Genomic DNA, 23,201 nt, shown 5'->3' on the forward strand with positions numbered 1-23,201 from the left:
GCGCCGAGGCGCTGAAAGGTTGATCATGGCCAAGTCCACTGGCACACCCAAGGCCGCAGCAGCGGTCGCAGACGCGGGTCTCGAGGACCTGATGGCACGCCTGCGCGCGACGTACGCCTCGGGTCGGACGCGCAGCTACGAATGGCGCAAGGCGCAGCTCGAAGGACTGCTGCGGTTCTGTGCCGAGCGTGAGACCGACATCGCCGAGGCGCTGGCTGCTGACCTGGGCCGGAGTTCGTTCGAGGCCTGGTTCGGTGACATCGCGCCGCCGAAGGGTGAGGCCGAGCTGGCCATCAAGCACCTGAAGCGGTGGATGCGTCCGCAGCGGCGTCGGGTGCCGTTGACCCAGATGCCGGCCAGTGCCCGGATCCAGTACGAGCCGCTCGGCGTCGCGCTGGTGATCGGCCCCTGGAACTACCCGGTCAACCTGTCGCTCGGCCCGATGGTCGCCGCACTGGCCGCGGGCAACTGCGTGGTCCTCAAGCCCTCCGAGGTCGCTCCCGCCACGTCACGCCTTCTGGCCGAGGCGTTGCCGGAGTACCTCGACAAGGACGCCGTTGCGGTGGTCGAGGGCGACGGCATCACCACCCAGGCCCTGCTCGCGCTCGGTTTCGACCACGCGTTCTTCACGGGTGGCACCGAGATCGGCCGCAAGATCATGGCGGGTGCTGCGAACACGCTGACACCGGTCATCCTCGAACTCGGCGGCAAGAGCCCCGCGATCGTCACGGCGGATGCCGACCTCGACGTCGTCGCGCGCCGGATCGCCTGGGTGAAGCTGATGAACTCCGGCCAGACCTGCATCGCGCCCGACTACGTGCTGGTGCAGGAGTCGGTCAAGGAAGCGCTGGTCGCGAAGATCCGCGACACGATGGCGGCCTTCACGATCGAGGAAGGCCCCAAGCGGATCGTCAACCAGCGTCAGTTCGACCGGCTGGCGGGCTATCTGCAGAGCACCAAGGGCACCATCGTCGCCGGAGGAGGGACGGACGCGACGGCTCTCACCATCGAGCCGACGATCCTCGTCGACCCGGACCCCGACGAGCCGGCGATGACCGAGGAGATCTTCGGTCCGATCTTGCCGGTCCGCAGTTTCGAGACCGTCGACGAGGTCATCGGCTTCGTCAACGGTCGCCCCAAGCCGCTCGGGCTCTACGTGTTCAGCAAGGACCGTGCGGTGGCCGAGCGGATCGTCGAGCAGATCCCCGCAGGCGGGGCCGTGGTCAACCACTGCGCGATCCACTACCTCATCCCGAGTCTGCCCTTCGGTGGCGTCGGGGCGAGCGGCATGGGCGCGTACCACGGTGAATGGGGCTTCCAAGCCCTCAGTCACCGCAAGTCAGTGGCTGTGAAGGGCTTCCGTCCCGATCCGGCGCTGGTCTACCCGCCGTACGGCCCGAAGGCACGCGCGCTGATGCGCCGCTTGTTCTGATCGCTTGTTCTGATCTCGACAGGCTCGATCAACGGGAAGCCGTTGGTCGAGCCTGTCGGGACCTCAGGCCTCGGCCCGGGCGTCGGCCAGAATGTGTTGCAGCGACCAGAGCAGGTGCTCGCGACCGTGCCGTCCGGCGATCATCTCGTAGCCGATCAGGGTGCTCAGGCCCCAGACGGTGAACCGTTCGGCCTGCTCGGCGCCGACGATCTGCGTCATCGCCTCGTTGACGACCTGGTAGCGCCCGTCGTCGACCTTGCGCTGCACGATGGCGACGCGCTCATCGACGCCCGCCCAGACCCGGATTGCTGCCTCGGTCTGGTGCATCAGTTCGGCGGTGGCGTCGGCGAGTTGCAACAGCCGGTCGACCGGGTCTTCGGTCTTGCGGACGATCTCGACGGTCTGTTGGGTGCGCTCGTCCAGCCAGGCGTCGAGCAGCGCGTCGGTGAAGTCCTGCCAGTTGTCGAACGAGTGGTAGAAGGATCCGGTCGTGACGCCGAGCTTCTTGCACAGGGGAGCGAGCTTCAGTGCGCCATAGCCATCGGTCGCGAGGATCTCGTTGGCACCCTCGAACCACGAAGCACGCAACGCCTCGTTGCGGCGGACCTGCCGTTCAGTCATGGCTGACTCCTCAACTCTCGACGGTCATCGTAGGGCGTCGTCGGTCGTCGGGACCGGACCCGGTGACACCTCTTCCACCATAACCTAACTTATGTTACGGTCGTCACGTCAATGAGGCCACGTCGGGTGGCTCGCGAGGGAGAAGGGCCCAGCAATGGCTTTCAAGGATGCGGACGAGGTTCGCCACTACATCGGCAGCGTGTTCCAGGCCGGGTTCGACGACCCCGAGGTCGGGCCGAAGATGGAGGCCACCGGCATCGTCGTGAAGTTCGTCTTCTCCGATCCCGACGCCGACCTCGTGATCGACATGGGCAAGAAGGAGATCGGCGCCGGCGAAGGCATGGCCGCCCCCATCGCGACCATGCGGATGACCGCTGAGCTCGGCAGCGCCTACTGGCAGGGCAAGGTCAACCTGCCCCTCTCGATGGCCCGGGGCAAGATCAAGGTCGACGGCAACGTCGCGAGCCTGCTCAAGCTGGCCCCCCTCGGCAAGAAGCTCTTCCCGAAGTACGTCGCCACTCTCAAGGCGGCCGGTCGCGACGACCTCGTCGTCGCCTGACCCACTCAGCACCCTGCGGTCCGGCGGGGGAAAACCGGGCCGCAGGGTTTCACCATCCATGACCAGAACGATTTGCAGGGGAACACAGTGGCTGGAGTAGAAGGTCGGGTCGTCATCGTCACCGGTGCGGGCGGCGGGCTCGGACGCGAGTACGCGCTCTTCCTGGCAAGCGTCGGCGCCAAGGTGGTCGTCAACGACCTCGGCGGCGCGCGCGACGGCAGCGGCGCAGGTACGACGATGGCGGACGCCGTGGTCGCGGAGATCCGCGCCGCTGGCGGCGAGGCCGTCGCGAACTACGACAGCGTCGCGACCGCCGAGGGTGCGGCCGGCATCGTCGCCACCGCCATCGACACGTTCGGTGCCGTGCACGGTCTCGTGAACAACGCGGGCATCCTGCGCGACACGTCCTTCTCCAAGATGGATGTCGATGCCTGGAAGCTCGTGCAGGCGGTCCATCTCGACGGTGGCTTCCACATGAGCAAGGCCGTCTGGCCGCACTTCCGTGAGCAGGGCTTCGGCCGGATCGTGATGGCGACCTCCACCAGTGGCCTGTTCGGCAACTTCGGCCAGGCCAACTACGGCGCGGCGAAGGCCGGCCTCGTGGGTCTGCTCAACACCCTCGCCATCGAGGGTGCCCGCGACGGCATCCACGTCAACGCGATCGCTCCCATGGCTGCGACGCGAATGACCGAGGACATCGCGCCCCAGGAGTTCCTCGACAAGCTGCCGCCGGCCTATGTGTCACCGGTGGTGACCTATTTGTTGACCGAGGAGTCCACGGACAACGGCGCTGTCTTCGTTGCCGGAGGGGGGCAGGTGTACCGCGTGGCCCAGTTCCAGAACAAGGGCGCCGTGTTCACCGAGCCGCCGTCGCTGCGCGAGGTTTCCGAGCGCTGGAGCGACATCGCGGACCTCGACGACGCCACGATCGGCAAGAACCCCATCGGCTGACCAGAACCGAGGGGCCCGGGAGTCTGTGATCGACTTCCGGGCCCTTCTCTCGTTTTCAGGCAATCACATGGCCGCGTATTGCGCTACGCCCTCGTCGGTGGTCCGGGCGACGATGCCGTCATGGGTGAGGACCGTCAGGTGGGCGGCGACCTCGAGTACCGCCGTCATCCGATGCACCAGGTCCAGGTCGTCGAGGCGGCGCTCGCGCCGGGTCCACGTCATCGCAGCGGCGATGTCGTGAGCGGTTGCATGACCGCTCACGACGAGAGATCGGATCACGTCAAGTCGCTCGTCGTGGTGAGCGATCAGTTCCTTCGCCCGTTGGGCCGCGCTGTCACCGATGGCGCCGTGCGCCGGCAGCAGCCGGGCCCCCGGCAGGTCGGCGACCAGCCTCAGCGAGCCGAGGTACGACGTCAGGGAGTCCTCGGACGGCTCGCGCTCGTAGGCGATCGACGGCGTGATCCGCGGCAGGACGTGGTCGCCGCTGAGCAGCAGGTCCTCGCCGACGACCTCGAAGCAGACGTGGCCGCGCGTGTGGCCGGGTGTCGCGTGCGCGCGCACGACCAGGCCGCCGAGATCGATCTCGGCTCCGTCGTCGATCCAGCCGGCCGGTAGGTCGAAGTCCATGTCCTGCTCGTGCACCTCGGCGGGCATGGCCTCGACCTCGGCGGCAAGGCCGTGCGCTCCTGCTCGTCGAAGCAGGCCGACCTGTCGCGGGAAGGCCCCGTCCAGTGAGTGCCACGCCTCGATGCTGGGTGCGTCGCCGCGCCCGAGATGAACGGGAATCCCGTGCTTGCCCTGCCAGGTGATCGCCTGCGTGTAGTGGTCCCAGTGGTGGTGGGTCGTGAGCACCCGGCCGATGTCGGCCGGCCCAAGGCCGAGTTCGCCCAGCCCGTCCAGCAGGGCCCGTTCGGTCTCCGGCGAGGACCAGCCCGGGTCGACCAGCACGGCTTCGCTGTCGCCGCGCAGGACGTAGCAGTTGACGCTGGTGAGGCCCTCGAGCGGCAGGGGCAGCTGAATGAGGGTGACCCGGTCGGTGATCCGTGTGAGGGTCATGGCAGCCCGGCGACGGCCACGTCGACGTCCTCCCGCACGGTGCGGAAGGCATTCGCCGGGTGCTCGGGGTCGGCGTACCCGAGGGAGACGGCGCAGACGATCGAGCGGTCCTCGGGGATGCCGATCTCGGCGCGAACGACGTCGCCGAACATGGCGATGGCCGCCTGGGCGATCGCGTTGACGCCCAGCGACTCGGCCGCAGCGAGCAGCGTCGCAACGTATCCGCCGCAGTCCATGACGCCGTACGTCCCGAGCGCCTGGGGGCTGGTGATGATCGCGACGTGCGGTGCGCCGAAGAACCGGAAGTTCTCCAGCATCTGCATCAGGCGACCGGTCTGGTCGTCGCGCGCGATGCCGAGAGCGTTGTAGAGCTCGAAGCCGCAGGCCCGGCGCCGGTCCTGGTACACGCCCTCGTAGCGCTCCGGGCCGGCGATGTCCGGCTTCTCCGCCGCCACCGGGACGTGGGCGAGCAGCCGCTCCGAAAGAGCGGTCACGGCGTCGCCGCTGAGGAGCTCGACCTGCCAGGCTTGCGAGTTGCACCACGACGCCGTGCGCTGCGCCATCGTGAAGAGGCGCCGGAGGTCGGTGCCGTCGACGGTCTGGGGCAGGAACCCGCGGCAACTGTACCGAGAGGACAGCAGGTCTTCGAGGGCGTCCGCAGTAGTGGTGGTGGCGGTGGTCATCGGGCCTCCAGGGCGTCGAGCGTCGTGTGGTCGTCGACGAACCGGGCAATCCGCCCGATCGCGGCGAGCGTGTAGTCGCGGGGTTGCAGCTCTGGTTCGAACCGGCTGCCACCGAGGGTGAACAGGCCGAAGGCGAACGCATGCATGGGCTGCTGACGATAGGCGAGCCACGCACTGTCGAAGTCAGGCGCCGTTGTCACGCCCTCGGCGGCGAGCCGAGCCAGATAGCCACGAAGCAGGTCCTCCTCCCACTCGCGTCGGTCCTCCGGTTCGAGGGCACCGGCCAGCGCGTAGGCGTAGTCCAGCGCCCAGTTTCCCCGCGCCACGCACTGCCAGTCGTAGAGGCCCATCCGGCCCGCGGGGTCCCGGAGCCAGTTGCCGAGATGCAGGTCCTGGTGCAACAGCGTCGAGGGCGTGTCGTGGTGCAACGCCAGCGCACGGTGGAAGGCCGGGTAGAGCTCGTTCCGTCGGGCCACCAGTCGCTCGGGCAGGACGGCGCTCGCCCGGTCGAACCCCCGCAGGGTGCGGGACCTGAACCCGACCCGACGATCGAGGTCCTGCTGCCAGCGCTCCGCGTGCTTGAGGGCGGACAGGTCGGTGGCGAACCGCGGGCTGTTCCAGAGCGCACCGTGGTAGCGCGCCATCTCGGCAACCATGTCCTCGGCGTCGGCGCGGGTGACCTTGTTGTGTTGCGGGTCGGGAAAGGACCAGCCGTCGACGGACAGGTCCTCGAGGATCACCAGTGACCGCCGGGTGCGCGGATCGAAGCCCGCGTAGTACGACCGGGGGCTGCGCAGGTCCAGGCTGTTACGGACCTGGTTGTAGAAGAGCGACTCGCCCTCGGCGATGTCGGTGAGGCCGAGCAGCAGTCGGGAGAACAGCCCCGCTGCCGCCTTGCTGAAGAGGTGCGTCGGCAGCCCGGCATCGCGCCCCGCGTCGTTGTAGCCGACCAACAGGGCACGGCGCGACGAGGTGCCGTCGCTGCCACCGATGATGTCGATCGAGGTGACCGCTGCGCCAGGAACCGCACGGCAGAGCGCCTGGGTGAGCCAGTCGGTCGTGACCGTCTCCGCGTTCGGGGGTACGGCGTCCGGCCGGTCCAGCTTCACGGCGGGACCGAAGCGCTCGCGGGCCACGGTGGTGGCCACCTGTCCGACCATGGTGGCAATGGCAAGGGTGTCCCGCAGCGGCATCGAGGGCCTCCGGTTCATTGAATTTCGATTAAGGAGCTGGAGCAAGAAACCGCCCGGGCTGGAGATTGCTGTATCCGGGCCCGGGCGGTCGTCTGGGTCAGGCGATCAACGTCCACCGGCGATGTCGCGGCCGATGATCTCCTTCATGATTTCGGTCGTGCCGCCGTAGATGGTCTGGATCCGGGTGTCGATGTACGCCTTGCCGACGGCGTACTCGCGCATGAATCCGTAGCCGCCGTGGAGCTGGAGGCACCGGTCGATGACTCGCTTCTGCAGCTCGCTGACGTACCACTTGCCCTTGGCTGCCTCGACCGGCGTGAGCGTGCCGGCGTTGAACGCGAGGACGGAGGCGTCGACGTACGCCTGGGCGACGTCGAGCTCGGTGTCCATCTCGGCCAGTTCGAAGCGGGTGTTCTGGAAGTCGATCAGCCGCTTGCCGAACGCCGTGCGGTCCTTGAGGTAGGCGATGGTCTGGTCGAGCGTCGCACGGGCCGTGGTGATCGACTGGTTCGCGACGCCGAGGCGTTCGCGAGGGAGGTGGCTCATCAGGTACTTCAGTCCCTGGCCCTCCTCACCCAGGAGGTTCTCGACCGGGATGCGGGCGTCGGTGAAGAACAGCTCGGCGGTGTCCTGGGCCGGCAGGCCGATCTTGTCGAGCTTGCGGCCGCGCTCGAAGCCGGGCGTCGAGTCCGCCTCGACCATGAGCAGGCTGAAGCCGTTCGAGCCGCCTTCGGGGTCGGTGCGCACGGCGAGGACGATCAAGTCGGCCATGATGCCGCTGGAGATGAACGTCTTCTGCCCGTTGACGACGAAGTGGTCGCCGTCGCGTCGGGCCGAGGTGCGGATCGCCTGGAGGTCGCTGCCCGTTCCGGGCTCCGTCATCGCCAGTGCGCCGATCAGGTCACCGGCTGCGAAGCCGGGGAGCCACCGCTTCTTCTGCTCGTCGTTCGCGCGACCCAGTAGGTAGGCCAGGAAGAGGTCGTCCTGGAGTCCGAGCGTGACGCTGAACGAGATGGCGTTGGCACGGGCCACCTCCTCGCCCACGACCAAGCGGTACCGGTAGTCGCTGACTCCGCTGCCGCCGAACTCCTCGGGGATCTGGAGGCCGTAGAGGCCGGCCTCGGCTGCTGCCTTGAAGACCTCCCGCGGGATCCACTTGTCGTCGTCCCACTGGTCCTTGTGGGGGATGACTTCGCGCGCGAGGAACTCGCGAACGGTGGCCCGGTAGGACTCGTGGTCTTCGTCGAAGAGCGTGCGTTCCATCGTCGTACCCGCTCTCAGAGACGCTCGATGATGGTGACGTTGGCCTGGCCGCCGCCCTCACACATGGTCTGCAGGCCGTAGCGGCCACCGGTGCGCTCGAGCTCGTGCAGCATCGAGACCATCAGCCGCGCGCCGGTCGCACCGATCGGGTGGCCCAGGGCGATGGCGCCGCCGTTCGGGTTCACTTTTGCCGGGTCGGCGTTGAGTTCCTTGTTCCAGGCGAGCACAACAGGCGCGAACGCCTCGTTGATCTCGACGACGTCGATGTCCTCGATGGTCAGGCCGGCCTTCTTCAGGGCGTACTGCGTGGCGGCGATCGGCGCCGAGAGCATCATGACCGGGTCATCCCCGCGGACCGATGCGTGGTGGATCCGGGCGCGCGGGGTGAGACCGTGCTGCTTGACGGCGGCCTCGGATGCGATCAGCAGGGCAGCCGAGGCGTCGGAGATCTGAGAGGCGACTCCGGCGGTCAGGACACCGGTCGGGACCAGGGTCTGGAGAGTGGCCATCTTCTCGCGCGTCGTGTCGCGGCGCGGGCCCTCGTCAGCGGTGACGCCTGCGAACGCAGAGATCTCCTTGTCGAAGTAGCCCGCGTCGATCGCGGCCAACGCACGCTGGTGGCTCTGGAAGGCCCACTCCTCGCAGTCGTCGCGGGTGAGCTTCCAGTGCGCCGCCATCATCTCGGCGCCGCGGAACTGGGAGATCTCCTCGCCGGGGTAGCGGGCCTGCCAGCCCTCACACCCGGTCCACGGGTCGGTGGAACCGAAGGCCTCGCCAGCGCCGAAGGCCGAGAGGATCGGGAACTGGGTCATCTTCTGGACGCCACCAGCGATGACGAGGTCCTGCATCCCGCTCTTGACGCCCATGGCTGCGAAGCTCACGGCCTGCTGGGCGGAGCCGCACTGGCGGTCGATCGTCACGCCGGGCACGGTCTCGGGGAAGCCGGCCGCGAGGGCGGAGGTGCGGGCGATGTCGCCGGCCTGGGCGCCGATGTTGTCGAGGCAACCGAGGATGACGTCCTCGATGGCCGACGGGTCGACGCCAGCGCGTGCGACGAGCTCCTTGAGCGAGTGCGCGGCGAGGTCGGCGGGGTGGACGTCGGCGAATCCGCCCTTGCGGCGCCCGACGGGCGTCCGGACAGCTTCGACGATGTAGGCCTCGGACATGGATCCTCCTGCGTTGACGTTCTCGGCATTGCTCTTTTCAAAACTAGACTATAATTTAGTTTCGATTCAAAATCTATGATCGATTGAGCGAGACAGGACACACAGGTGAAGGTGTACGACGGCGTGGCGGGCTTCGCGAACGCAGAGGGCGACGTGCTGGGCACGTCGGACTGGCTGGAGATCGACCAGGCGCGGATCGACACATTCGCGGACGCCACGGGTGACCACCAGTGGATCCACGTCGACGCGGCGCGGGCAGCGGACGGCCCTTTCGGCGCGACCATCGCCCACGGCTTCCTCACGCTGTCCCTGCTGCCGCCACTGCTCAACCAGCTCTACCGGGTCGACAACGTCCGGATGGCAGTGAACTACGGCCTCGACAAGGTGCGCTTCATGGCGCCGGTGCCGGTCGGCTCCAAGATCCGGTTGACCGCGACGGTGCTGTCGGTGACGTCGCTCGAGGGCGCCGTGCAGTCAACGTTCGAGAGCACCTTCGAGATCGAAGGCTCTGACAAGCCAGCCGCAGTCGTCCATTCGATCGTGCGGTACATCGCATGACCGCGCTGCTTGAAGGTCGCACCGCCATCGTCACCGGTGCTGCCCAGGGGATCGGTCTGGCGATCGCGACCACCCTCGTCGGCCACGGCGCGCGCGTCACCATTGCCGATCTCGACGGCGCAAAGGCCGAAGCGGCGGCCGCTGCGATCGGTCCGGCCGCCCGCGGGGTCGCCTGTGACGTCACGTCCGAGGAGAGTGTCGCGGCGCTCGTCGCCGGCGCCGTCGCCGAGTACGGCGGCCTCGACGTGATCGTCAACAACGCCGGCATCACCCGGGACGCGTCGCTGAAGAAGATGACGCTCGAGAACTTCCGGGCCGTGATCACCGTCCACCTGCAAGGCACCTGGCTCGGCATCCGGGCTGCCAGCGAAGTCATGCGGGAAGCGAAGCGCGGCAGCATCATCAACATCTCGTCGATGTCCGGCAAGAGTGGCAATCCGGGACAGACCAACTACAGCGCGGCCAAGGCCGGCATCGTTGGCATGACCAAGGCCGCGGCCAAGGAGCTGGCCCACCACGGGGTCCGGGTCAACGCGATCCAGCCCGGGCTGATCCGCACGCCGATGACCGAGGCGATGACGCCGGAGGCCTACGCCGCCACCGAGGCCACCATCCCGATGCGTCGCGCAGGTGAGCCCGAGGAGATCGCGAACGTCGTGGCCTTCCTGGCGTCCGACCTGTCCAGTTACATGACCGGTGCCGTGCTCGAGGTCTCCGGTGGGAGGGGGATGTGAACACTCCCGTCTGGGCTCCCCCCGTGAAGCTCGTGATCGCCGACGGCGTCGCACGGATCACGCTCGACCGGCCGGAGGCGATGAACGCCGTCACCACGGCTCTCGCGGTGGCCCTCGAGCAGGCGATCCGGGCTGCGGGCGAGGACCCCGCGGTCAACGTCGTGCTGATCTGCGGCGCGGGCGGCAACTTCTGTGCCGGCGGTGACTTCGCCGAGGTCCAGCGGCTTCGTGACGAGGGACCGGCAGCCCTGCGCAGCCTGTTCGACGCGTTCCGGGGGGCCTGCGAGGCCGTGGGCGCGATCGCGCAGCCCGTGATCGCCGCCGTCGAGGGCATCGCCATGGCCGGTGGCTTCGAACTGATGCAGGCCTGCGATGTCGTCCTGGTCCGCGACGACGCCCGGATCAGCGACAACCACGTGAACTTCGGCATGGTGCCGGGCGGCGGCGGTTCGCAACGCCTGCCCCGCCTTGTGGGCGCGCAGCGGGCGCTCGGGCTGCTGCTGTCCGGTGACCGGCTGACCGGCGTCGACGCCGTTGAGTGGGGGCTGGCCTACCGGGCCTACCCGGCCGAGTCGTTCGACGCCGAGGTGGACCGTTTCGTGAGTCGTCTCGCGACGCGCCGACCGGACGCCGTACGCACGATCAAGGGGCTGGTCCGCGAGGGCCTCGCCACCGATCTCCCGGCGGGGCTCGACCTCGAGCTCGACGCCGTCGTCTCCCACATCGCCGGCGACGCCGGTGGTGCCAGCGTGTCGGCGTTCGCCGGCCGGAAGGAAGGCCCAGCATGACCGCGCTCGTCTCAGAAGGCCCTGTCCTGCTCGACATCACCGACGGCATCGCCCGGATCCGGCTCAACCGGCCCGAGGCGGCGAACGCCGTCGACGCCGATCTGCTGCGCGTCCTGCACGAGGTCGTGTTGCGTTGCCACGCCGAGCCGACCGTGCGGGTCGTGATCCTCAGCGGCGAGGGCCGCAACTTCTGCGCCGGTGGCGACGTGAAGACCTTCCTGAGCAAGGGGGAGGACCTGCCCGACTACCTCCGCGAGGCCACCGCCTGGCTGCAGCTCGCCACCGCGGCGCTCATCCAGCTCAAGGCCCCGGTCATCGCGCAGGTGCAGGGTTTTGCCGCCGGGGGAGCGGGCTTCGGCTTCGTCTGCGCTGCCGACCTCGTCGTCGCGGCCGAGGGAGCGAAATTCTTCTCCGGCGCCGTTCGCGTCGGCATGGCCCCCGACGGCGGTACGACGGTCACGCTGGCCCGGATCGTCGGGCTCCGCCGGGCCATGGACATCCTGCTGACCAACCCGACGCTGGGCGCTGCAGAGGCGCGCGACCTCGGCATCGTGTCCCGGGTCGTGCCCGATGCCGAACTCGCTGCTGCCGTGGACCAGCTCGCTGCAGACCTGGCTGCGCAGCCGCCGCTCGGCCTCTCGGCCACCAAGCGGCTGGTCTGGGACGGGCTCGGGTCCACTGTCGCCGAGCGGCTGCCCGAGGAGGCCCGGGTGGTCTCCGAACTGTCCGGAACTGCCGACAGCCGGGAGGCGCTCGCCGCCGTGATCGAACGGCGCACCGGCACCTACGAGGGCCGATGACCGCCTCGGAAGACGTGGGCCTGGTCCTGGTCGAGGACCGCGGGCCCGTCCGGGTGATCAGCCTCAACCGGCCGCATGTCCGCAACGCGATCGACCTGCCGTTGCGCCACGCCCTGGCCGAGGCGATCGAGGCAGCCGATGCCGAGCCGGCCGTGCGCGCGATCGTGCTGACAGGCACCGGTGGCGCCTTCTGTTCGGGCGGCGACATCGCCACGATGACGCGGGCTCCTCGCCACGAGACGACGGCCCGCGCACAGGCCGCGCAACGCATCGTCCGCGCCCTGTGGCACACCCCGAAGCCGGTCGTTGCCGCGGTAGAGGGCCCGGCCTTCGGTGCGGGTACCGCGCTGGCGCTGGCCTGCGACCGCATCGTGGCGTCGGGCGAGGCGACCTTCGCGACGACGTTCACCGCGGTCGGCCTGGCCGGCGACATGGGGATCTTCTCCTCGCTACCCGCCCGCATCGGCGCGCCCCGCGCCCGCCAGATGCTGATGTTCGGTTCCCGGACCAGCGGCACGGAAGCGGGAGTGATCGGTCTCGTCGACCGCGTCGTCGAGCCGGGGGAGGCTCTCGCTGCTGCACTCGAGGACGCTGCCGTCCTGGCGGCCGGTCCGCCGCTCGCGCTGGGTGTGATCAAGCAGATGCTCGCCGGTGAGGCCCGCCACCCGCTCGCCGTCCTCGACCTCGAGATCCGCAACCAGACGATGCTCTGGGACAGCGACGACTTCGCCGAGGGCGTGACGGCGTTCGCCGAGAAGCGACGTCCCGTGTTCGGGGCGGCAGCCGACCAGGAGAGCTGATGACCGCGCTCACGACGTCCTTCCTGCCCGCAGACACCAGCGTCGAGCTGAGCGAGCTCACGGTCCCGGGCCTGCTCGCGGAGCGCGCGGCGTCGTACCCCGACCGGCTGGCGCTGGTGGGCGTCTCGACAGGCTCGAGCGAGGTCCGCCTGACCTACGCACAGCTGCACCGCGAGGCCCAGCTCATTGCAACCGGCCTGCGTCGCGTCTCGGCGCCCGGCGACCACGTTGCGCTCTGGGCTCCCAATGTCGTCGAGTGGGTGCTGATCCAGCACGGTGCCGCGCTGGCCGGGGTCGTCCTGGTCGCGCTCAACCCCGTGCTGCGCGCGCCCGAACTCGCCTATGCCGTGGACCACTCGGGCTGCACGGTGCTGCTGCACGCGGACCGCAGTCGCGACTACGACATGGCGAGCGTTGCCCGCGACGTCGCGGCGGATCGCCCGCACCTGCGGCTGATCAGTCTCACCGACCGTGACGAGTGGCGCGCCGACGTGGTCGATCCGACCGTCATCGCCGAGGCGCCCACCGATCCGGAACTGCCCGTGATGTTGCAGTACACCTCCGGTACGACGGGCAACCCCAAGGGCGTGCTGTTGCGGCACCGTTCCCTGGTCAACGTCGCCAAGCTGACCATGGAGTACGTCGACGTGCCGGCCGGCGCGGTGACCATCAATCCGCTGCCGATGTTCCACACCGCCGCGTGCGTCATCGGAACCCTGGGGCCGCTGTGGCTCGGCGGCACCGAGGTGCTGGTCGAGCAGTTCGCGCCGGCGCCCGTGCTGGAGACGATGCGCCGCGAGAACGTCGACGTGCTGTTCTTCGTGCCGGCCGTCCTCGGCGCCCTGGTCGAGGCGCAACGCGTCTCCGACCTGCCGGCGCCGCAACTGAAGGTCGCTCTCGGCGGGGCCGCGAACGTGCCGGCCACGTTGATCGAGGCCACCGAGCGCGTCTTCGGGGCAGCCGTCACGAACGTCTTCGGCCAGACCGAGCTTTCCCCGGTGCTCACGGCCACCCGCCCGGGCGACTCCCGGCAGGACAAGCTGACGACCGTGGGCCACCCGCTGCCGCAGGTCGACGTGAAGATCGTCGACCCCGTGACCGGTGCGGTGCAGCCACTCGGTGAGCCCGGCGAGATCTGCGCCCGCGGCTACCAGCAGCTGATCGAGTACCTCCACGACCCTGCCGCCACGTCGGCCGCGGTCGACGCCGACGGGTTCGTGCACATGGGCGACCTGGGCGCCATGGACGAGCGCGGCTACATCACGCTCACGGGGCGGCTCAAGGAGCTGATCATCCGCGGCGGCGAGAACATCGCCCCCGCCGGGATCGAGTCCTGCCTGGCCGAACACGCCTCAGTCCTTGACGCGACGGTCTTCGGGCTGCCCGACGAGCGGATGGGCGAGATCGTCGCTGTGGCGGTGCACCTGCGCCACGCGGTTGCGGCGGAGGATCCCTCGGCTCTGGTGACGTCGCTGATCGAGCACTGCCGCGAACGCCTGTCGCCGTACAAGGTGCCCACGCGCTGGTTCCTGGCTGGCGAGCTGCCGTCCACTCCGACCGGAAAGGTCCAGAAATTCAAGCTGGCCGACCTGATCGGGACCCCGGCATTGCGTGAGATCCACGCATAATCTAATCTAGATTAAAGAACGGAGGATCTCGTGACCCACTCGAACGCTGGCACCATCGCCGACCGTCGTGCTGCACTGCGCGAACGCTTCGCCACGTGGACGCCCCGCACCCTCGATGCCTGGCTCGATGTCTGCGCCGACGAGTTCCCCGAGCGTGACTTCGTGGTCACCGACGAGCGCGTGCTCACCTACGACGACGTCGCGGCGGAGTCGCGCCGCCTGGCCGACGGCCTCGCGGCCCTGGGCGTTCGCCGCGGCGACCGGGTCGGCCTGCTGATGGCCAACTATGCCGAGTTCGTCACCTGGAAGTTCGCGATCGCCCGTGCCGGCGCCGTCGCGATTCCCTTCAACTTCCTGTACCGCACCGACGAGCTGCGGTACGTCCTCACACAGTCCGCATGCACGGTGCTGGTCACCAACGCCGGATTCCAGAACCTCGACCACGCCGGCATGCTCGACGCCATCGTGCCGGGCTGGGACACCCCCGAGTTCTCCGATCGCCCTGCGGTCGGAGACGACGCGCCCGACGGGCTGCGTCACGTGGTTCTCGTGGAGCGCCCCGACCTCCTGATTCGCCCCGGGGCCTTCACGGGGACCGCGTTGTCCGATCTCGGCGCCCAGAACCCGGGCGCGTCGGCCGGTGCCGGCCACGGACCTGACGACGTCTCCGACCTGCTCTACACGTCGGGCAGCACGGGCTCCCCCAAGGGCGTCCAGGTCACGCACGATGCGGTCCTGCGCACGGGCTATGCGTCCGCGCTGACCCGCGCCTACGAGGACGGTCGGCGGATCCTCTTCTCGCTTCCCTCCTACCACATGTTCGGATACGTCGAAGGCCTGCTGTCGGCGACGTACGTCGGCGGCGCGGTCATCATGCTGCCCTCGTTCAGCGCCGAGGCCTATCTGACCGCGATCGAGAAGCATCGCGCCACGGACATGCTCTGTGTCCCGACGATGGCCGTTGCTCTCGTCGAGTCGCCGTTGCGCGTCGACGCGGACGTCTCCAGCCTGACCGCGGTGCTCTGTGGCTCGGCCCCTGCGCCGGTCTGGCTGTGGGAGCAGGTCGAGCGGGACTTCGGCGTCAGCGAGATCGTCACCGGTTACGGCATGACCGAGTGCGGTGGCGCGATGACCCTGACGCTGCCCGAGGACGACCTGGTGCTGACGTCCACGACCGTCGGTCGGCCGAAGTTGGCCGGCTCTGCCGGCGTGGATGGCCACGGCACCCTGTGCGTCTACCGGACCGTGGACCCGGGCACTGGAGAGGTGCTTCCTGACGGAGCCGTCGGTGAGCTGACCTCGTCCGGCCCGACCACGATGCTCGGGTACCACGCCAAGCCCGAGGAGACCGCTGCCGCGCTCCACTCGGCCGCTGACGGAACGACCTGGCTGCACTCCGGTGACCTCGGCCAGGTGCGGGAGGACGGCTATCTCGTCCTCACCGGCCGCAGCAAGGAGGTCTACAAGTCCGGCGGCGAGCTGGTCATGCCCAAGGAGGTCGAGGAGGTCCTCGGCGCGCACCCCGGCATCAGCCAGGTGTACGCCGTCGGGGTCGTCGACGACCGCTGGGGCGAGATCGGTTGCGCCGTCATCGTCCGAGCTCCGGGCGCGGAGGGCGACGCCCTCACCGCCGAAGGAGTCATCGCGCACGCCCGCGAACACCTCGCCCGATTCAAGGTCCCCAAGCGCGTCGAGTTCCTCGACGCCACTGAACTGCCCACCACTGCGACCGGCAAGGTCCAGAAGTTCCGGCTCGTCGAACTGGTCGCCCAGTCTGTCCCGCCCCAAGGAGAGAAGTCATGACCGCTGTGGTCCCGTCCGAGTCCGAGGTCCAGGAAGGCGGCAGCCGGTACGACCGGCTGATCCAGCCGGCCCGGGTGCACGGCACTCTCTACACCGACCCGTCGATCTTCGCCGAGGAGCTGCGCAAGATCTGGCACAAGACCTGGGTCTTCGTCGGCCACGAGAGCGAGGTGCCGCAGGTCAACGACTACGTCCGCAAGCAGCTCGCCGACCAGGACGTCGTGATGACCCGCGACAAGGAGGGTGAGGTCCACCTCCTGATCAACCGGTGCGCGCACCGCGGTCTCCAGGTCTGCGACGACAAGGCAGGCAACTCCAGCTCCTTCCGGTGCCCGTACCACGGCTGGACCTACCGCAACACGGGCGAGCTGCTCGGCTACCCCTACAACAAGGGGTACGGCGGCAAGAAGCAGCTGCCGCTCGGCATGGGCAAGGTGGCCCGCGTCGCGTCGTACCAGGGCTTCGTCTTCGGCAGCCTCGCCGCCGAGGGCCAGAGCCTCGAGGACCACCTCGGCGCCGCGAAGGGCGAGATCGACCGGCTCGTCGGCCTCTCCCCGGAGGGCAAGGTGTCGCTGGATGCCGGTTGGCTGCGCCACAAGACCCGCTCCAACTGGAAGTTCCTCGCCGAGAACGAGACCGACGGCTACCACCCGCAGTTCGTGCACGGCTCGATCTTCGGTGTGACCGGCAGCCCGATCGGCGAGCTCTACAGCGACAACTCGACAGCCGTCACCCGCAACCTCGGGGACGGGCACAGCGAGAACGACCTGCGCCCGGAGTTCCGCGGGTTCGCGGAGCCGATGCGCTGGTTCGGGACGACCCCCGACCGGGTGCCCAACTACGTGGCAGCCATGAAGGAAGCGCACGGCGAGGACGCCGATCGCCTCATGATCGAGGGCGCGCCCCACGTGATGATCTTCCCCAACCTGTTCATCGCCGAGATCCAGGTCTTCAACATCCAGCCGGTCGCCGTCGGCGAGTGCGTCCAGTACGCCACCGCCGTGCAGTTCGACGGCGGCCACGAGCTCAACATGCGGATGGTGTCGCAGTCGATCGGTTCGGTCGGTCCGGCGGGCATGCTGCTCGCCGACGACACCGAGATGTACGAGCGCAACCAGCGCGGGGTGGCGATGGCCGACCCCGAGTGGCTCGACGTACGGCGTGGGCTGCACCGCGAGAGCGTCGACGAGGACGGCTTCACGATCGGCACCGCGACCGACGAGACCGGGATGCGCGGGTTCTGGAACCACTACAAGTCGCTGATGGAGGCGGAAGACTGATGGCTCAGCAGACGATCGAGCAAGGGCTGCCGCCGCGCCCCGACAACGGCACGGAGTTGCTGGACGTCCCGGACGGGTGGGAGGCCCGGGAAGTCGAACAGTTCCTCTACCGCGAAGCACGGCTCGCCGACGAGAACGACTACGACGGCTGGGAGGCGCTGTGGACCGACGACGCGATCTACTGGGTGCCGGTCGACGGTGAGGGTGACCACCCGCGGACGACGGTGTCGATCATCTTCGACAACCGCAGCCGCATCTCGACGCGGATGAAGCAGGTGAAGACGGGCAAGCGCTACGCGCAGGCACCGCCGTCCAACCTGCGTCGCATCATCGGCAACGTCGAGCTCCTCGGCGGTCGGGCGAACGCGGAGGGCGGTGTCGACATCGAGATCGGCGCCAACGTGCTGGCGTTCGAGTCGCGTCCGCGCGGCAACACCCTGTGGGGCGGTCGTACGACGTACCGCCTGCGTCGCGTCGACGGCCAGATCCTGCTCGCCTACAAGAAGGTCGTCCTGGTCGACAACGAGCAAGCCGTGCCCACGCTCGGCTTCCTGATCTGAGGAATGCGCCATGACCGAGACCCACCCCGCCGCAGCCGACGGCCCGCGCCACGACATCCGGTTCGACGAGACCTCGGGAGCGGTCACGATCGGCGCCGGCAAGGTGGTCGAGAGCGAGTTCGCCTCCGTGGCGATCAAGCTCGACCAGGACGGCAACTCCGTCCGGTTGCGCGTCGAAGACCTGCGCACGGGGCGCGTCCGGTTCCTCGACGCGCTCGAACTGGAATCGCTGGTGTGGCTGGGCGAGGGGCATCTCACCCAGTTGCTCGACCCGTCGCACGAGCGGTGGCGTGGGTGAGCGAGCACAACCCGGCTGCCCTTGACCTGGCGCGCTACGTCCGGCCTGGGGACACGATCACCTGGGGGCAGACCTGCGCCGAGCCGACCACCCTGGTCGAACTGCTCGTACAACAGGCTGACCGGATCGGGCAGCTGCGCTGCTTTGTCGGGATCCCGGCGCAGTCGGCGCTGACGGCGGACACCGTCCCGGACTCGTTGACCGTGCATTCCTACTGCGGCGCCGGCAGCAACGCCCGCCTGCACGCTGCCGAGCGGCTCGAGATCTGGCCCGTGCACTACTCGACGCTGCCCGCGCTGCTGTCCGGTGGTGACTTCCACTGCGACGTCGTCCTCGTCCAGGTCTCGCCGCCCGACGAGCAGGGTCGCCACAGTCTCGGTCTGGGTGATGACTACTTCTCTGCCGCGATCGACACGGCGCGCGTGGTGATCGCCGAGATCAACGACCAGGTGCCCTTCACGCAGGGGGCTCGCACGCTGACGGCCGACCAGTGGGCCGCGGCGATCCACACCTCGCGTCCGCCCGGTGAACTGCCCACGCCTCCCGTCGGTGACGACACCCGAGCCGTTGCCCGTCGGGTCGCGCAGCTGGTGCCGGACGGCGCCACTCTCCAGTTCGGTATCGGTGCCCTGCCGGAAGCCGTGCTTGCGGAGCTTCATGGCCACCGCGATCTCGGCATCCACTCGGGCATCATCAACGACACCGCGATGCGCCTGATCGAGTCGGGGGCCGCCAACGGATCCCGTAAGACCAACGATCCCGGCGTTGCCGTGGGTGGGCTCTTCGGCGGGACCCGCGCACTGTTCCAGTGGGCGCACCACAACTCCGCCGTCCAGCTGCGACCGACGTCCTACACGCACGACCCCGCCGTCCTGGCTTCGTCCTACCAGCTCGTCGCGATCAACGCGGCGATCGAGGTGGACCTGACCGGGCAGGTCAACTCCGAGCTCGCCGGCGGGCGATACGTCGGCGCGGTCGGCGGTGCCGTCGACTTCCTCCGTGGGGCCGACCGATCCTCCGGAGGCATCCCGATCGTGGCGCTCCCGTCGCTCGCCCGCGGGCAGAGCCGGATCGTCAACCGTCTCTCGGGTCCGGTCTCGACGCCCCGGTCCGAGGGTCTCGTCATCGTGACCGACCACGGTGTCGCGGATCTCCGCGGTGCCACCTTGAGCCAGCGGGTCGAGCGGATGATCGCCGTCGCCGACCCGGCCCACCGAGCAGACCTCGATGCCCACGCCGACAGCGTGCTGGCGTCGGCCTAGGAGAACCTCATGACCAGTTTGAGACGCGTCGCCATCGTCGGTCCCGTACGCACCGCGGTCGGCACCTTCGGTGGGACACTGCAGCCAGTCCGTGCCGAAGATCTCGCCGCTGACGTGATCCGCGCTCTCGTGGAGCGAACGGGCGTCGACCCGACGGGGATCGAGGACGTGGCCTTCGCCCAGTCCTACTCCAACTCCGAAGCGCCGTGCATCGGCCGTTGGGCCGCGCTGGCCGCGGGCCTGCCGATTGAGGTGCCCGGCTTCCAGATCGACCGTCGCTGCGGCGGTGGATTGCAGGCCGTCATCACCGCGGCGATGACGGTGCAGACCGGCGCGGCCGATGTCGTCATCGCTGGTGGCGTTGAGTCGATGAGCAACATCGAGCACTACACGACCACGGCCCGATGGGGCTCGCGCTCGGGCAACCAGACCCTCTATGACCGCCTCGACCGCGGACGGGAACGCTCCCAGCCCGAGGAGCGATTCGGTCCGATCAGCGGGATGATTGAGACCGCTGAGAACCTGGCCACCCACTACGGCATCAGCCGCGAGGAGGCCGATGCCTTCTCCGTGCGCAGCCACGCGAACGCCGCGGCAGCCTGGGAGTCGGGTGTCTTCGCCGACGAAGTGGTCTCCGTCTCGGTCCCGCAGCGTCGTGGGGACGCCGTGGTCTTTGACCGGGACGAGGGCATTCGTCCGGAGTCGACCCTGGAAACCCTCGGTCGGCTCCGGGCGATCAGCCCCGGCGGCACGGTGACCGCCGGCAACGCCGCCCAGCAGAACGATGCCGCCGCGGCCTGTCTGGTCGTGGCCGAGGACAAGCTCGAGGAGCTCGGCCTCGAGCCGATCGCCTGGTTCGAGGGCTGGGCCGCCGCCGGCGTCGAGCCGTCGATGATGGGCATCGGACCCGTTGCCGCAGTGCAGCGCCTCTTCGCACGCACCGGCGTCACCTTCGACGACCTGGACCTGATCGAGATCAACGAGGCGTTCGCGGTGCAGGTCCTGGCTGTCCTGGCCGGCTGGGGCGTGAAGCTCGACGAAGTCGACAGCCGCCTCAACGTCAACGGCTCCGGCATCTCGCTCGGACACCCGATCGGTGCCACCGGCGTGCGGATCCTCACCACCATGCTGCACGAACTCGACCGTCGCCGCGGCGGCCTCGCACTCGAGACCATGTGCATCGGTGGCGGCCAGGGCATCGCCGCGCTGTTCCGCGGTGTCCACGGATGAGCGGCGCAGCGATCGGTCTGGTGGGCTACGGCGCCTACCTGCCGTCGTACCGCCTCGGGAGTGACAGTGGGGTCCGCGGGACGCGGGTCGTCGCGTCCTTCGACGAGGACGCCACGACGATGGCCGTCGAAGCCGCGCGCGAGCTCGTCCGCACCGCGCCGGGTTCGTTGTGGTGGGCGAGTACTTCGCCGCCGTACCTCGACAAGACGAACGCCGCTGCGGTGCATGCCGCGCTGCGGCTCCCCTCGGCGGTGCCGGCTGCGGATCTCGTTGGATCGGCGCGATCGACCTTCGCGGGTGTCCGCGCCGCGCTGGCATCGGGCGGCCTGGTGGTCGCGGCCGACGTCCGGATCGGCAAGCCGGGCTCCGCGGACGAGAAGTCCGGTGGCGACGGCGCTGCCGCCCTCCTGTTCGGCGAGAGCGATCTGATTGCCGAGGTCCTCGGTGTCGCGAGCGAGACCCTCGAAGTGCTGGACCGCTGGCGCGACCCGCAACGCACGACGGGCGAGCAGTGGGAGGAACGCTTCGGCTTCGAGCAGTACGCCGACCTGGTCCGTGCCGTGGCCGCGCGGCTGCTCGACGAGGCCGGTCTGGCCGAGGCCGACCACGTCGTCGTCACGAGCGGGAACTCGGGAATCACCAAGCGGGCCGGGGCTCTCGTCAAGGGCGCCCTGTCGTCGAGCGGGTCGCCGATCGGCTTCTCCGGATCAGTGGACCCGTTGCTCGGTCTGGCTGCCGTGCTCGATGTCGCAGGTCCGGGGGAGACCGTGCTGGTGCTGTCGGCCGTCGACGGTTGTGACGGACTGCTGCTGCGCACCACGGACCTGCTCCCGACTCGTCGCGCCGGGCGGACCGTTGCCGACCAGATCGCAGCCGGGCGTGCGATTCCCTACCCGACATACCTCTCCTGGCGAGGACTGCTCGATCGCGAACTGCCCCGCCGCCCCGAGCCGGACCGGCCTGCCGGACCGCCGTCGGCGCGCGCCAGTGCGTGGAAGTTCGGCTTCGGCGGCACGCGGTGCATCGAGTGCGGCTTCGTCCACGTGCCGCCGTTGCGGGTGTGCCGGTCGTGCAGTGCGGTCGACGCGATGGAGACCGTGTCGCTGGCCGATCGCACCGGCACCGTGGCCACGTTCACCATCGACCGTCTGGCCTTCTCGCCCTCGCCTCCGGTGATTGATGTGGTGGTCGACTTCGAGGGCGGTGGACGGACCACGCTCGAAGTGGCCGATGCCGACCCGGACCGGGTTGATGTCGGCTCCGAGGTGTCGCTGGTGTTCCGTCGGTTGTTCACCGCGGGCGCCGTGCACAACTACTTCTGGAAGGCACGGGTCCGCTGATGGCCAGCAAGGGAATCAAGGACGCCGTCGCCATCGTCGGCATGGGTTGTACTCGGTTCGGCGAGCGCTGGGAGTCCTCCACCGATGACCTGCTGATCGAAGCCGTGGGGGAGGCGCTCGACTCCGCAGGGGTGCAGCGTGACGACATCGACGCCTGGTGGCTGGGCACCCTGGGTTCGGGCCAGAGCGGACTGACGCTCAGCCGACCGCTGGGGATCGATTACAAGCCGGTCACCCGTGTCGAGAACTACTGCGCCACGGGATCCGAGTCCTTCCGCAATGCCTGCTACGCCGTCGCCTCCGGTGCCTACGACCGGGTGGTGGCCGTGGGTGTCGAGAAGCTCAAGGACTCCGGTTTCTCGGGGCTCCTGCGTGCCGATCCGCCCTCGGACGGCACTGCCGCAGAACTCTCGCTCACGGCCCCGGCAGCCTTCTCGCTGCTGGACCCGGCCTACACCGCGAAGTACGGCGTCGATCCGATCGCGATGCGCGAGGCGATGACGCACGTCGCGTGGAAGAACCATGTCAACGGCGCCCGCAATCCCAAGGCGCAGTTCCGCAAGGAGGTCTCCCGCGAGACCATCGAAGGTGCGCTGAAGGTCGCCGGGCGACTCGGCATCTTCGACTGTTCAGGCGTCTCTGACGGTGCGGCCGCAGCGATGATCGTCCGTGCCGAGGATGCCTACGACTACACGGACCGCCCGATCTTCGTGAAGGCCCTGGCCCTGGCCTCCGGCCCGATGCGCGGTGGACTCGACCCGGCGTACGACTTCACCACGTTCCCCGAGGTCGTCCACTCCGCTGCGGACGCCTACGCGCAGGCAGGGATCACCGATCCGCGCTCGCAACTGTCGCTCGCCGAGGTGCACGACTGCTTCACCCCGACCGAGATCGTGCTGATGGAGGACCTCGGGTTCGCCGACCGCGGCCAGGCCTGGAAGGACGTCCTGGCGGGCGAGTTCGACGCCGACGGCCGCCTGGCCGTCAACGTCGACGGTGGGCTCAAGTCGTTCGGCCACCCGGTCGGTGCGAGTGGCCTGCGGATGCTCTACGAAGCCTTCCTGCAGTTGCGCGGCGACGCGGGGGAGCGGCAGCTCGGCGACCCCCGCCTTGCGTTGACCCACAACCTGGGAGGCCGCCCCGGCGGCTGCGTGTCGTTCGTGTCCGTGGTGGGCAACGAGCGCGGCTGACCTGCA

At 69.0% G+C, this 23,201-nt stretch carries 23 protein-coding genes; 17 read left to right on the forward strand and 6 right to left on the reverse strand.

Annotated elements, in window-relative coordinates:
• Positions 1 to 25 precede the first annotated feature (25 nt).
• Entirely contained in the window at positions 26 to 1,432 is a 1,407-nt protein-coding gene (locus HRC28_RS06965) for an aldehyde dehydrogenase family protein (RefSeq protein WP_182379410.1), read from the forward strand.
• 63 nt (positions 1,433 to 1,495) lie between these two features.
• Here the strand turns inward: HRC28_RS06965 and HRC28_RS06970 are convergent, their stop codons facing one another.
• Complete coding sequence (locus tag HRC28_RS06970; protein WP_182379411.1) at positions 1,496 to 2,053, reverse strand: TetR/AcrR family transcriptional regulator; 558 nt, start codon at positions 2,051 to 2,053, stop codon at positions 1,496 to 1,498.
• 154 nt (positions 2,054 to 2,207) lie between these two features.
• Here HRC28_RS06970 and HRC28_RS06975 point away from each other — a divergent pair, with 154 nt between their 5' ends.
• Both HRC28_RS06975 and HRC28_RS06980 read left to right on the forward strand, forming a co-directional pair.
• Positions 2,208 to 2,612, forward strand: coding sequence for an SCP2 sterol-binding domain-containing protein (locus HRC28_RS06975; RefSeq protein ID WP_182379412.1), 405 nt, complete (start codon positions 2,208 to 2,210; stop codon positions 2,610 to 2,612).
• An 87-nt stretch (positions 2,613 to 2,699) separates the two neighbouring features.
• The gene (locus tag HRC28_RS06980; protein WP_182379413.1) at positions 2,700 to 3,563 is read left to right on the forward strand and encodes an SDR family oxidoreductase; all 864 of its coding nucleotides are present in this window, start codon (positions 2,700 to 2,702) and stop codon (positions 3,561 to 3,563) included.
• Between the two features lie 63 nt (positions 3,564 to 3,626).
• On the opposite strand, the gene HRC28_RS06985 is transcribed toward HRC28_RS06980, so the two are convergent.
• From HRC28_RS06985 to HRC28_RS07005, 5 genes are all read right to left on the reverse strand, one after another.
• Entirely contained in the window at positions 3,627 to 4,619 is a 993-nt protein-coding gene (locus tag HRC28_RS06985; RefSeq protein WP_182379414.1) for an MBL fold metallo-hydrolase, read from the reverse strand.
• Positions 4,616 to 5,302, reverse strand: a complete 687-nt coding sequence (locus tag HRC28_RS06990; protein ID WP_182379415.1) for a nitroreductase — start codon at positions 5,300 to 5,302, stop codon at positions 4,616 to 4,618. The genes HRC28_RS06985 and HRC28_RS06990 overlap by 4 nt, the downstream gene beginning before the upstream one ends.
• Positions 5,299 to 6,495, reverse strand: coding sequence for an aminoglycoside phosphotransferase family protein (locus HRC28_RS06995; RefSeq protein WP_182379416.1), 1,197 nt, complete (start codon positions 6,493 to 6,495; stop codon positions 5,299 to 5,301). Before HRC28_RS06995 ends, HRC28_RS06990 begins: the two co-directional genes overlap by 4 nt.
• A gap of 105 nt (positions 6,496 to 6,600) precedes the next feature.
• Positions 6,601 to 7,758, reverse strand: a complete 1,158-nt coding sequence (locus tag HRC28_RS07000) for an acyl-CoA dehydrogenase family protein (RefSeq protein WP_182379417.1) — start codon at positions 7,756 to 7,758, stop codon at positions 6,601 to 6,603.
• Positions 7,759 to 7,772: 14 nt separating this feature from the next.
• Positions 7,773 to 8,924 (reverse strand): acetyl-CoA C-acetyltransferase, encoded by a 1,152-nt coding sequence (locus tag HRC28_RS07005; protein ID WP_182379418.1) that lies wholly within the window; start codon positions 8,922 to 8,924, stop codon positions 7,773 to 7,775.
• A 105-nt stretch (positions 8,925 to 9,029) separates the two neighbouring features.
• Between HRC28_RS07005 and HRC28_RS07010 the strand changes: the two genes are divergently transcribed.
• The 14 genes from HRC28_RS07010 to HRC28_RS07075 are packed head-to-tail and all read left to right on the forward strand — an operon-like array spanning position 9,030 to position 23,195.
• Positions 9,030 to 9,482, forward strand: a complete 453-nt coding sequence (locus HRC28_RS07010) for a MaoC family dehydratase (protein ID WP_182379419.1) — start codon at positions 9,030 to 9,032, stop codon at positions 9,480 to 9,482.
• Entirely contained in the window at positions 9,479 to 10,216 is a 738-nt protein-coding gene (fabG, locus tag HRC28_RS07015) for a 3-oxoacyl-ACP reductase FabG (protein WP_182379420.1), read from the forward strand. The genes HRC28_RS07010 and fabG overlap by 4 nt, the downstream gene beginning before the upstream one ends.
• A 23-nt stretch (positions 10,217 to 10,239) precedes the next feature.
• Positions 10,240 to 11,004 (forward strand): enoyl-CoA hydratase/isomerase family protein, encoded by a 765-nt coding sequence (locus tag HRC28_RS07020; RefSeq protein ID WP_202033252.1) that lies wholly within the window; start codon positions 10,240 to 10,242, stop codon positions 11,002 to 11,004.
• Positions 11,001 to 11,804 (forward strand): enoyl-CoA hydratase-related protein, encoded by an 804-nt coding sequence (locus HRC28_RS07025; RefSeq protein WP_182379421.1) that lies wholly within the window; start codon positions 11,001 to 11,003, stop codon positions 11,802 to 11,804. Before HRC28_RS07020 ends, HRC28_RS07025 begins: the two co-directional genes overlap by 4 nt.
• Positions 11,801 to 12,604 carry an enoyl-CoA hydratase-related protein gene (locus HRC28_RS07030; RefSeq protein WP_182379422.1) on the forward strand — a complete coding sequence of 268 codons (804 nt, stop codon included), beginning with the start codon at positions 11,801 to 11,803 and terminating at the stop codon, positions 12,602 to 12,604. Before HRC28_RS07025 ends, HRC28_RS07030 begins: the two co-directional genes overlap by 4 nt.
• The gene (locus tag HRC28_RS07035) at positions 12,604 to 14,232 is read left to right on the forward strand and encodes an AMP-binding protein (RefSeq protein WP_182379423.1); all 1,629 of its coding nucleotides are present in this window, start codon (positions 12,604 to 12,606) and stop codon (positions 14,230 to 14,232) included. Before HRC28_RS07030 ends, HRC28_RS07035 begins: the two co-directional genes overlap by 1 nt.
• A 30-nt stretch (positions 14,233 to 14,262) precedes the next feature.
• Positions 14,263 to 16,035 carry an AMP-binding protein gene (locus tag HRC28_RS07040; protein WP_182379424.1) on the forward strand — a complete coding sequence of 591 codons (1,773 nt, stop codon included), beginning with the start codon at positions 14,263 to 14,265 and terminating at the stop codon, positions 16,033 to 16,035.
• A complete protein-coding gene (locus HRC28_RS07045; protein ID WP_182379425.1) occupies positions 16,032 to 17,315 on the forward strand; it encodes an aromatic ring-hydroxylating dioxygenase subunit alpha in 1,284 nt (427 codons plus the stop codon). The genes HRC28_RS07040 and HRC28_RS07045 overlap by 4 nt, the downstream gene beginning before the upstream one ends.
• Positions 17,315 to 17,875, forward strand: coding sequence for an aromatic-ring-hydroxylating dioxygenase subunit beta (locus HRC28_RS07050; protein WP_182379426.1), 561 nt, complete (start codon positions 17,315 to 17,317; stop codon positions 17,873 to 17,875). Before HRC28_RS07045 ends, HRC28_RS07050 begins: the two co-directional genes overlap by 1 nt.
• Before the next feature lie 10 nt (positions 17,876 to 17,885).
• Positions 17,886 to 18,173, forward strand: a complete 288-nt coding sequence (locus HRC28_RS07055) for a hypothetical protein (RefSeq protein ID WP_237111733.1) — start codon at positions 17,886 to 17,888, stop codon at positions 18,171 to 18,173.
• On the forward strand, positions 18,170 to 19,435 hold the full coding sequence (locus HRC28_RS07060; RefSeq protein WP_182379427.1) for an acetyl-CoA hydrolase/transferase family protein: 1,266 nt from the start codon (positions 18,170 to 18,172) through the stop codon (positions 19,433 to 19,435). Before HRC28_RS07055 ends, HRC28_RS07060 begins: the two co-directional genes overlap by 4 nt.
• Positions 19,436 to 19,444: 9 nt before the next feature.
• Complete coding sequence (locus tag HRC28_RS07065) at positions 19,445 to 20,665, forward strand: acetyl-CoA C-acetyltransferase (protein ID WP_202033253.1); 1,221 nt, start codon at positions 19,445 to 19,447, stop codon at positions 20,663 to 20,665.
• On the forward strand, positions 20,662 to 22,005 hold the full coding sequence (locus HRC28_RS07070) for an OB-fold domain-containing protein (protein ID WP_182379428.1): 1,344 nt from the start codon (positions 20,662 to 20,664) through the stop codon (positions 22,003 to 22,005). Before HRC28_RS07065 ends, HRC28_RS07070 begins: the two co-directional genes overlap by 4 nt.
• A complete protein-coding gene (locus tag HRC28_RS07075; RefSeq protein WP_182379429.1) occupies positions 22,005 to 23,195 on the forward strand; it encodes an acetyl-CoA acetyltransferase in 1,191 nt (396 codons plus the stop codon). Before HRC28_RS07070 ends, HRC28_RS07075 begins: the two co-directional genes overlap by 1 nt.
• Positions 23,196 to 23,201: the final 6 nt, after the last annotated feature.

It is taken from the genome of Nocardioides sp. WS12, assembly GCF_014108865.1.
Taxonomy (GTDB): domain Bacteria; phylum Actinomycetota; class Actinomycetes; order Propionibacteriales; family Nocardioidaceae; genus Nocardioides.

Excerpts from the sequence above, each read along its gene's own strand:
- HRC28_RS07065 (WP_202033253.1), top strand. The coding sequence starts at position 19,445 with ATGACCAGTTTGAGACGCGTCGCCATCGTCGGTCCCGTACGCACCGCG.
- HRC28_RS07025 (WP_182379421.1), top strand. The coding sequence starts at position 11,001 with ATGACCGCGCTCGTCTCAGAAGGCCCTGTCCTGCTCGACATCACCGAC.
- HRC28_RS06985 (WP_182379414.1), bottom strand. The coding sequence starts at position 4,619 with ATGACCCTCACACGGATCACCGACCGGGTCACCCTCATTCAGCTGCCC.
- HRC28_RS06965 (WP_182379410.1), top strand. The coding sequence starts at position 26 with ATGGCCAAGTCCACTGGCACACCCAAGGCCGCAGCAGCGGTCGCAGAC.
- HRC28_RS07030 (WP_182379422.1), top strand. The coding sequence starts at position 11,801 with ATGACCGCCTCGGAAGACGTGGGCCTGGTCCTGGTCGAGGACCGCGGG.
- HRC28_RS06990 (WP_182379415.1), bottom strand. The coding sequence starts at position 5,302 with ATGACCACCGCCACCACCACTACTGCGGACGCCCTCGAAGACCTGCTG.
- HRC28_RS07000 (WP_182379417.1), bottom strand. The coding sequence starts at position 7,758 with ATGGAACGCACGCTCTTCGACGAAGACCACGAGTCCTACCGGGCCACC.
- HRC28_RS07005 (WP_182379418.1), bottom strand. The coding sequence starts at position 8,924 with ATGTCCGAGGCCTACATCGTCGAAGCTGTCCGGACGCCCGTCGGGCGC.
- HRC28_RS07075 (WP_182379429.1), top strand. The coding sequence starts at position 22,005 with ATGGCCAGCAAGGGAATCAAGGACGCCGTCGCCATCGTCGGCATGGGT.
- HRC28_RS06995 (WP_182379416.1), bottom strand. The coding sequence starts at position 6,495 with ATGCCGCTGCGGGACACCCTTGCCATTGCCACCATGGTCGGACAGGTG.
- fabG (WP_182379420.1), top strand. The coding sequence starts at position 9,479 with ATGACCGCGCTGCTTGAAGGTCGCACCGCCATCGTCACCGGTGCTGCC.
- HRC28_RS07035 (WP_182379423.1), top strand. The coding sequence starts at position 12,604 with ATGACCGCGCTCACGACGTCCTTCCTGCCCGCAGACACCAGCGTCGAG.
- HRC28_RS07050 (WP_182379426.1), top strand. The coding sequence starts at position 17,315 with ATGGCTCAGCAGACGATCGAGCAAGGGCTGCCGCCGCGCCCCGACAAC.
- HRC28_RS06970 (WP_182379411.1), bottom strand. The coding sequence starts at position 2,053 with ATGACTGAACGGCAGGTCCGCCGCAACGAGGCGTTGCGTGCTTCGTGG.
- HRC28_RS07055 (WP_237111733.1), top strand. The coding sequence starts at position 17,886 with ATGACCGAGACCCACCCCGCCGCAGCCGACGGCCCGCGCCACGACATC.
- HRC28_RS07070 (WP_182379428.1), top strand. The coding sequence starts at position 20,662 with ATGAGCGGCGCAGCGATCGGTCTGGTGGGCTACGGCGCCTACCTGCCG.
- HRC28_RS06975 (WP_182379412.1), top strand. The coding sequence starts at position 2,208 with ATGGCTTTCAAGGATGCGGACGAGGTTCGCCACTACATCGGCAGCGTG.
- HRC28_RS07045 (WP_182379425.1), top strand. The coding sequence starts at position 16,032 with ATGACCGCTGTGGTCCCGTCCGAGTCCGAGGTCCAGGAAGGCGGCAGC.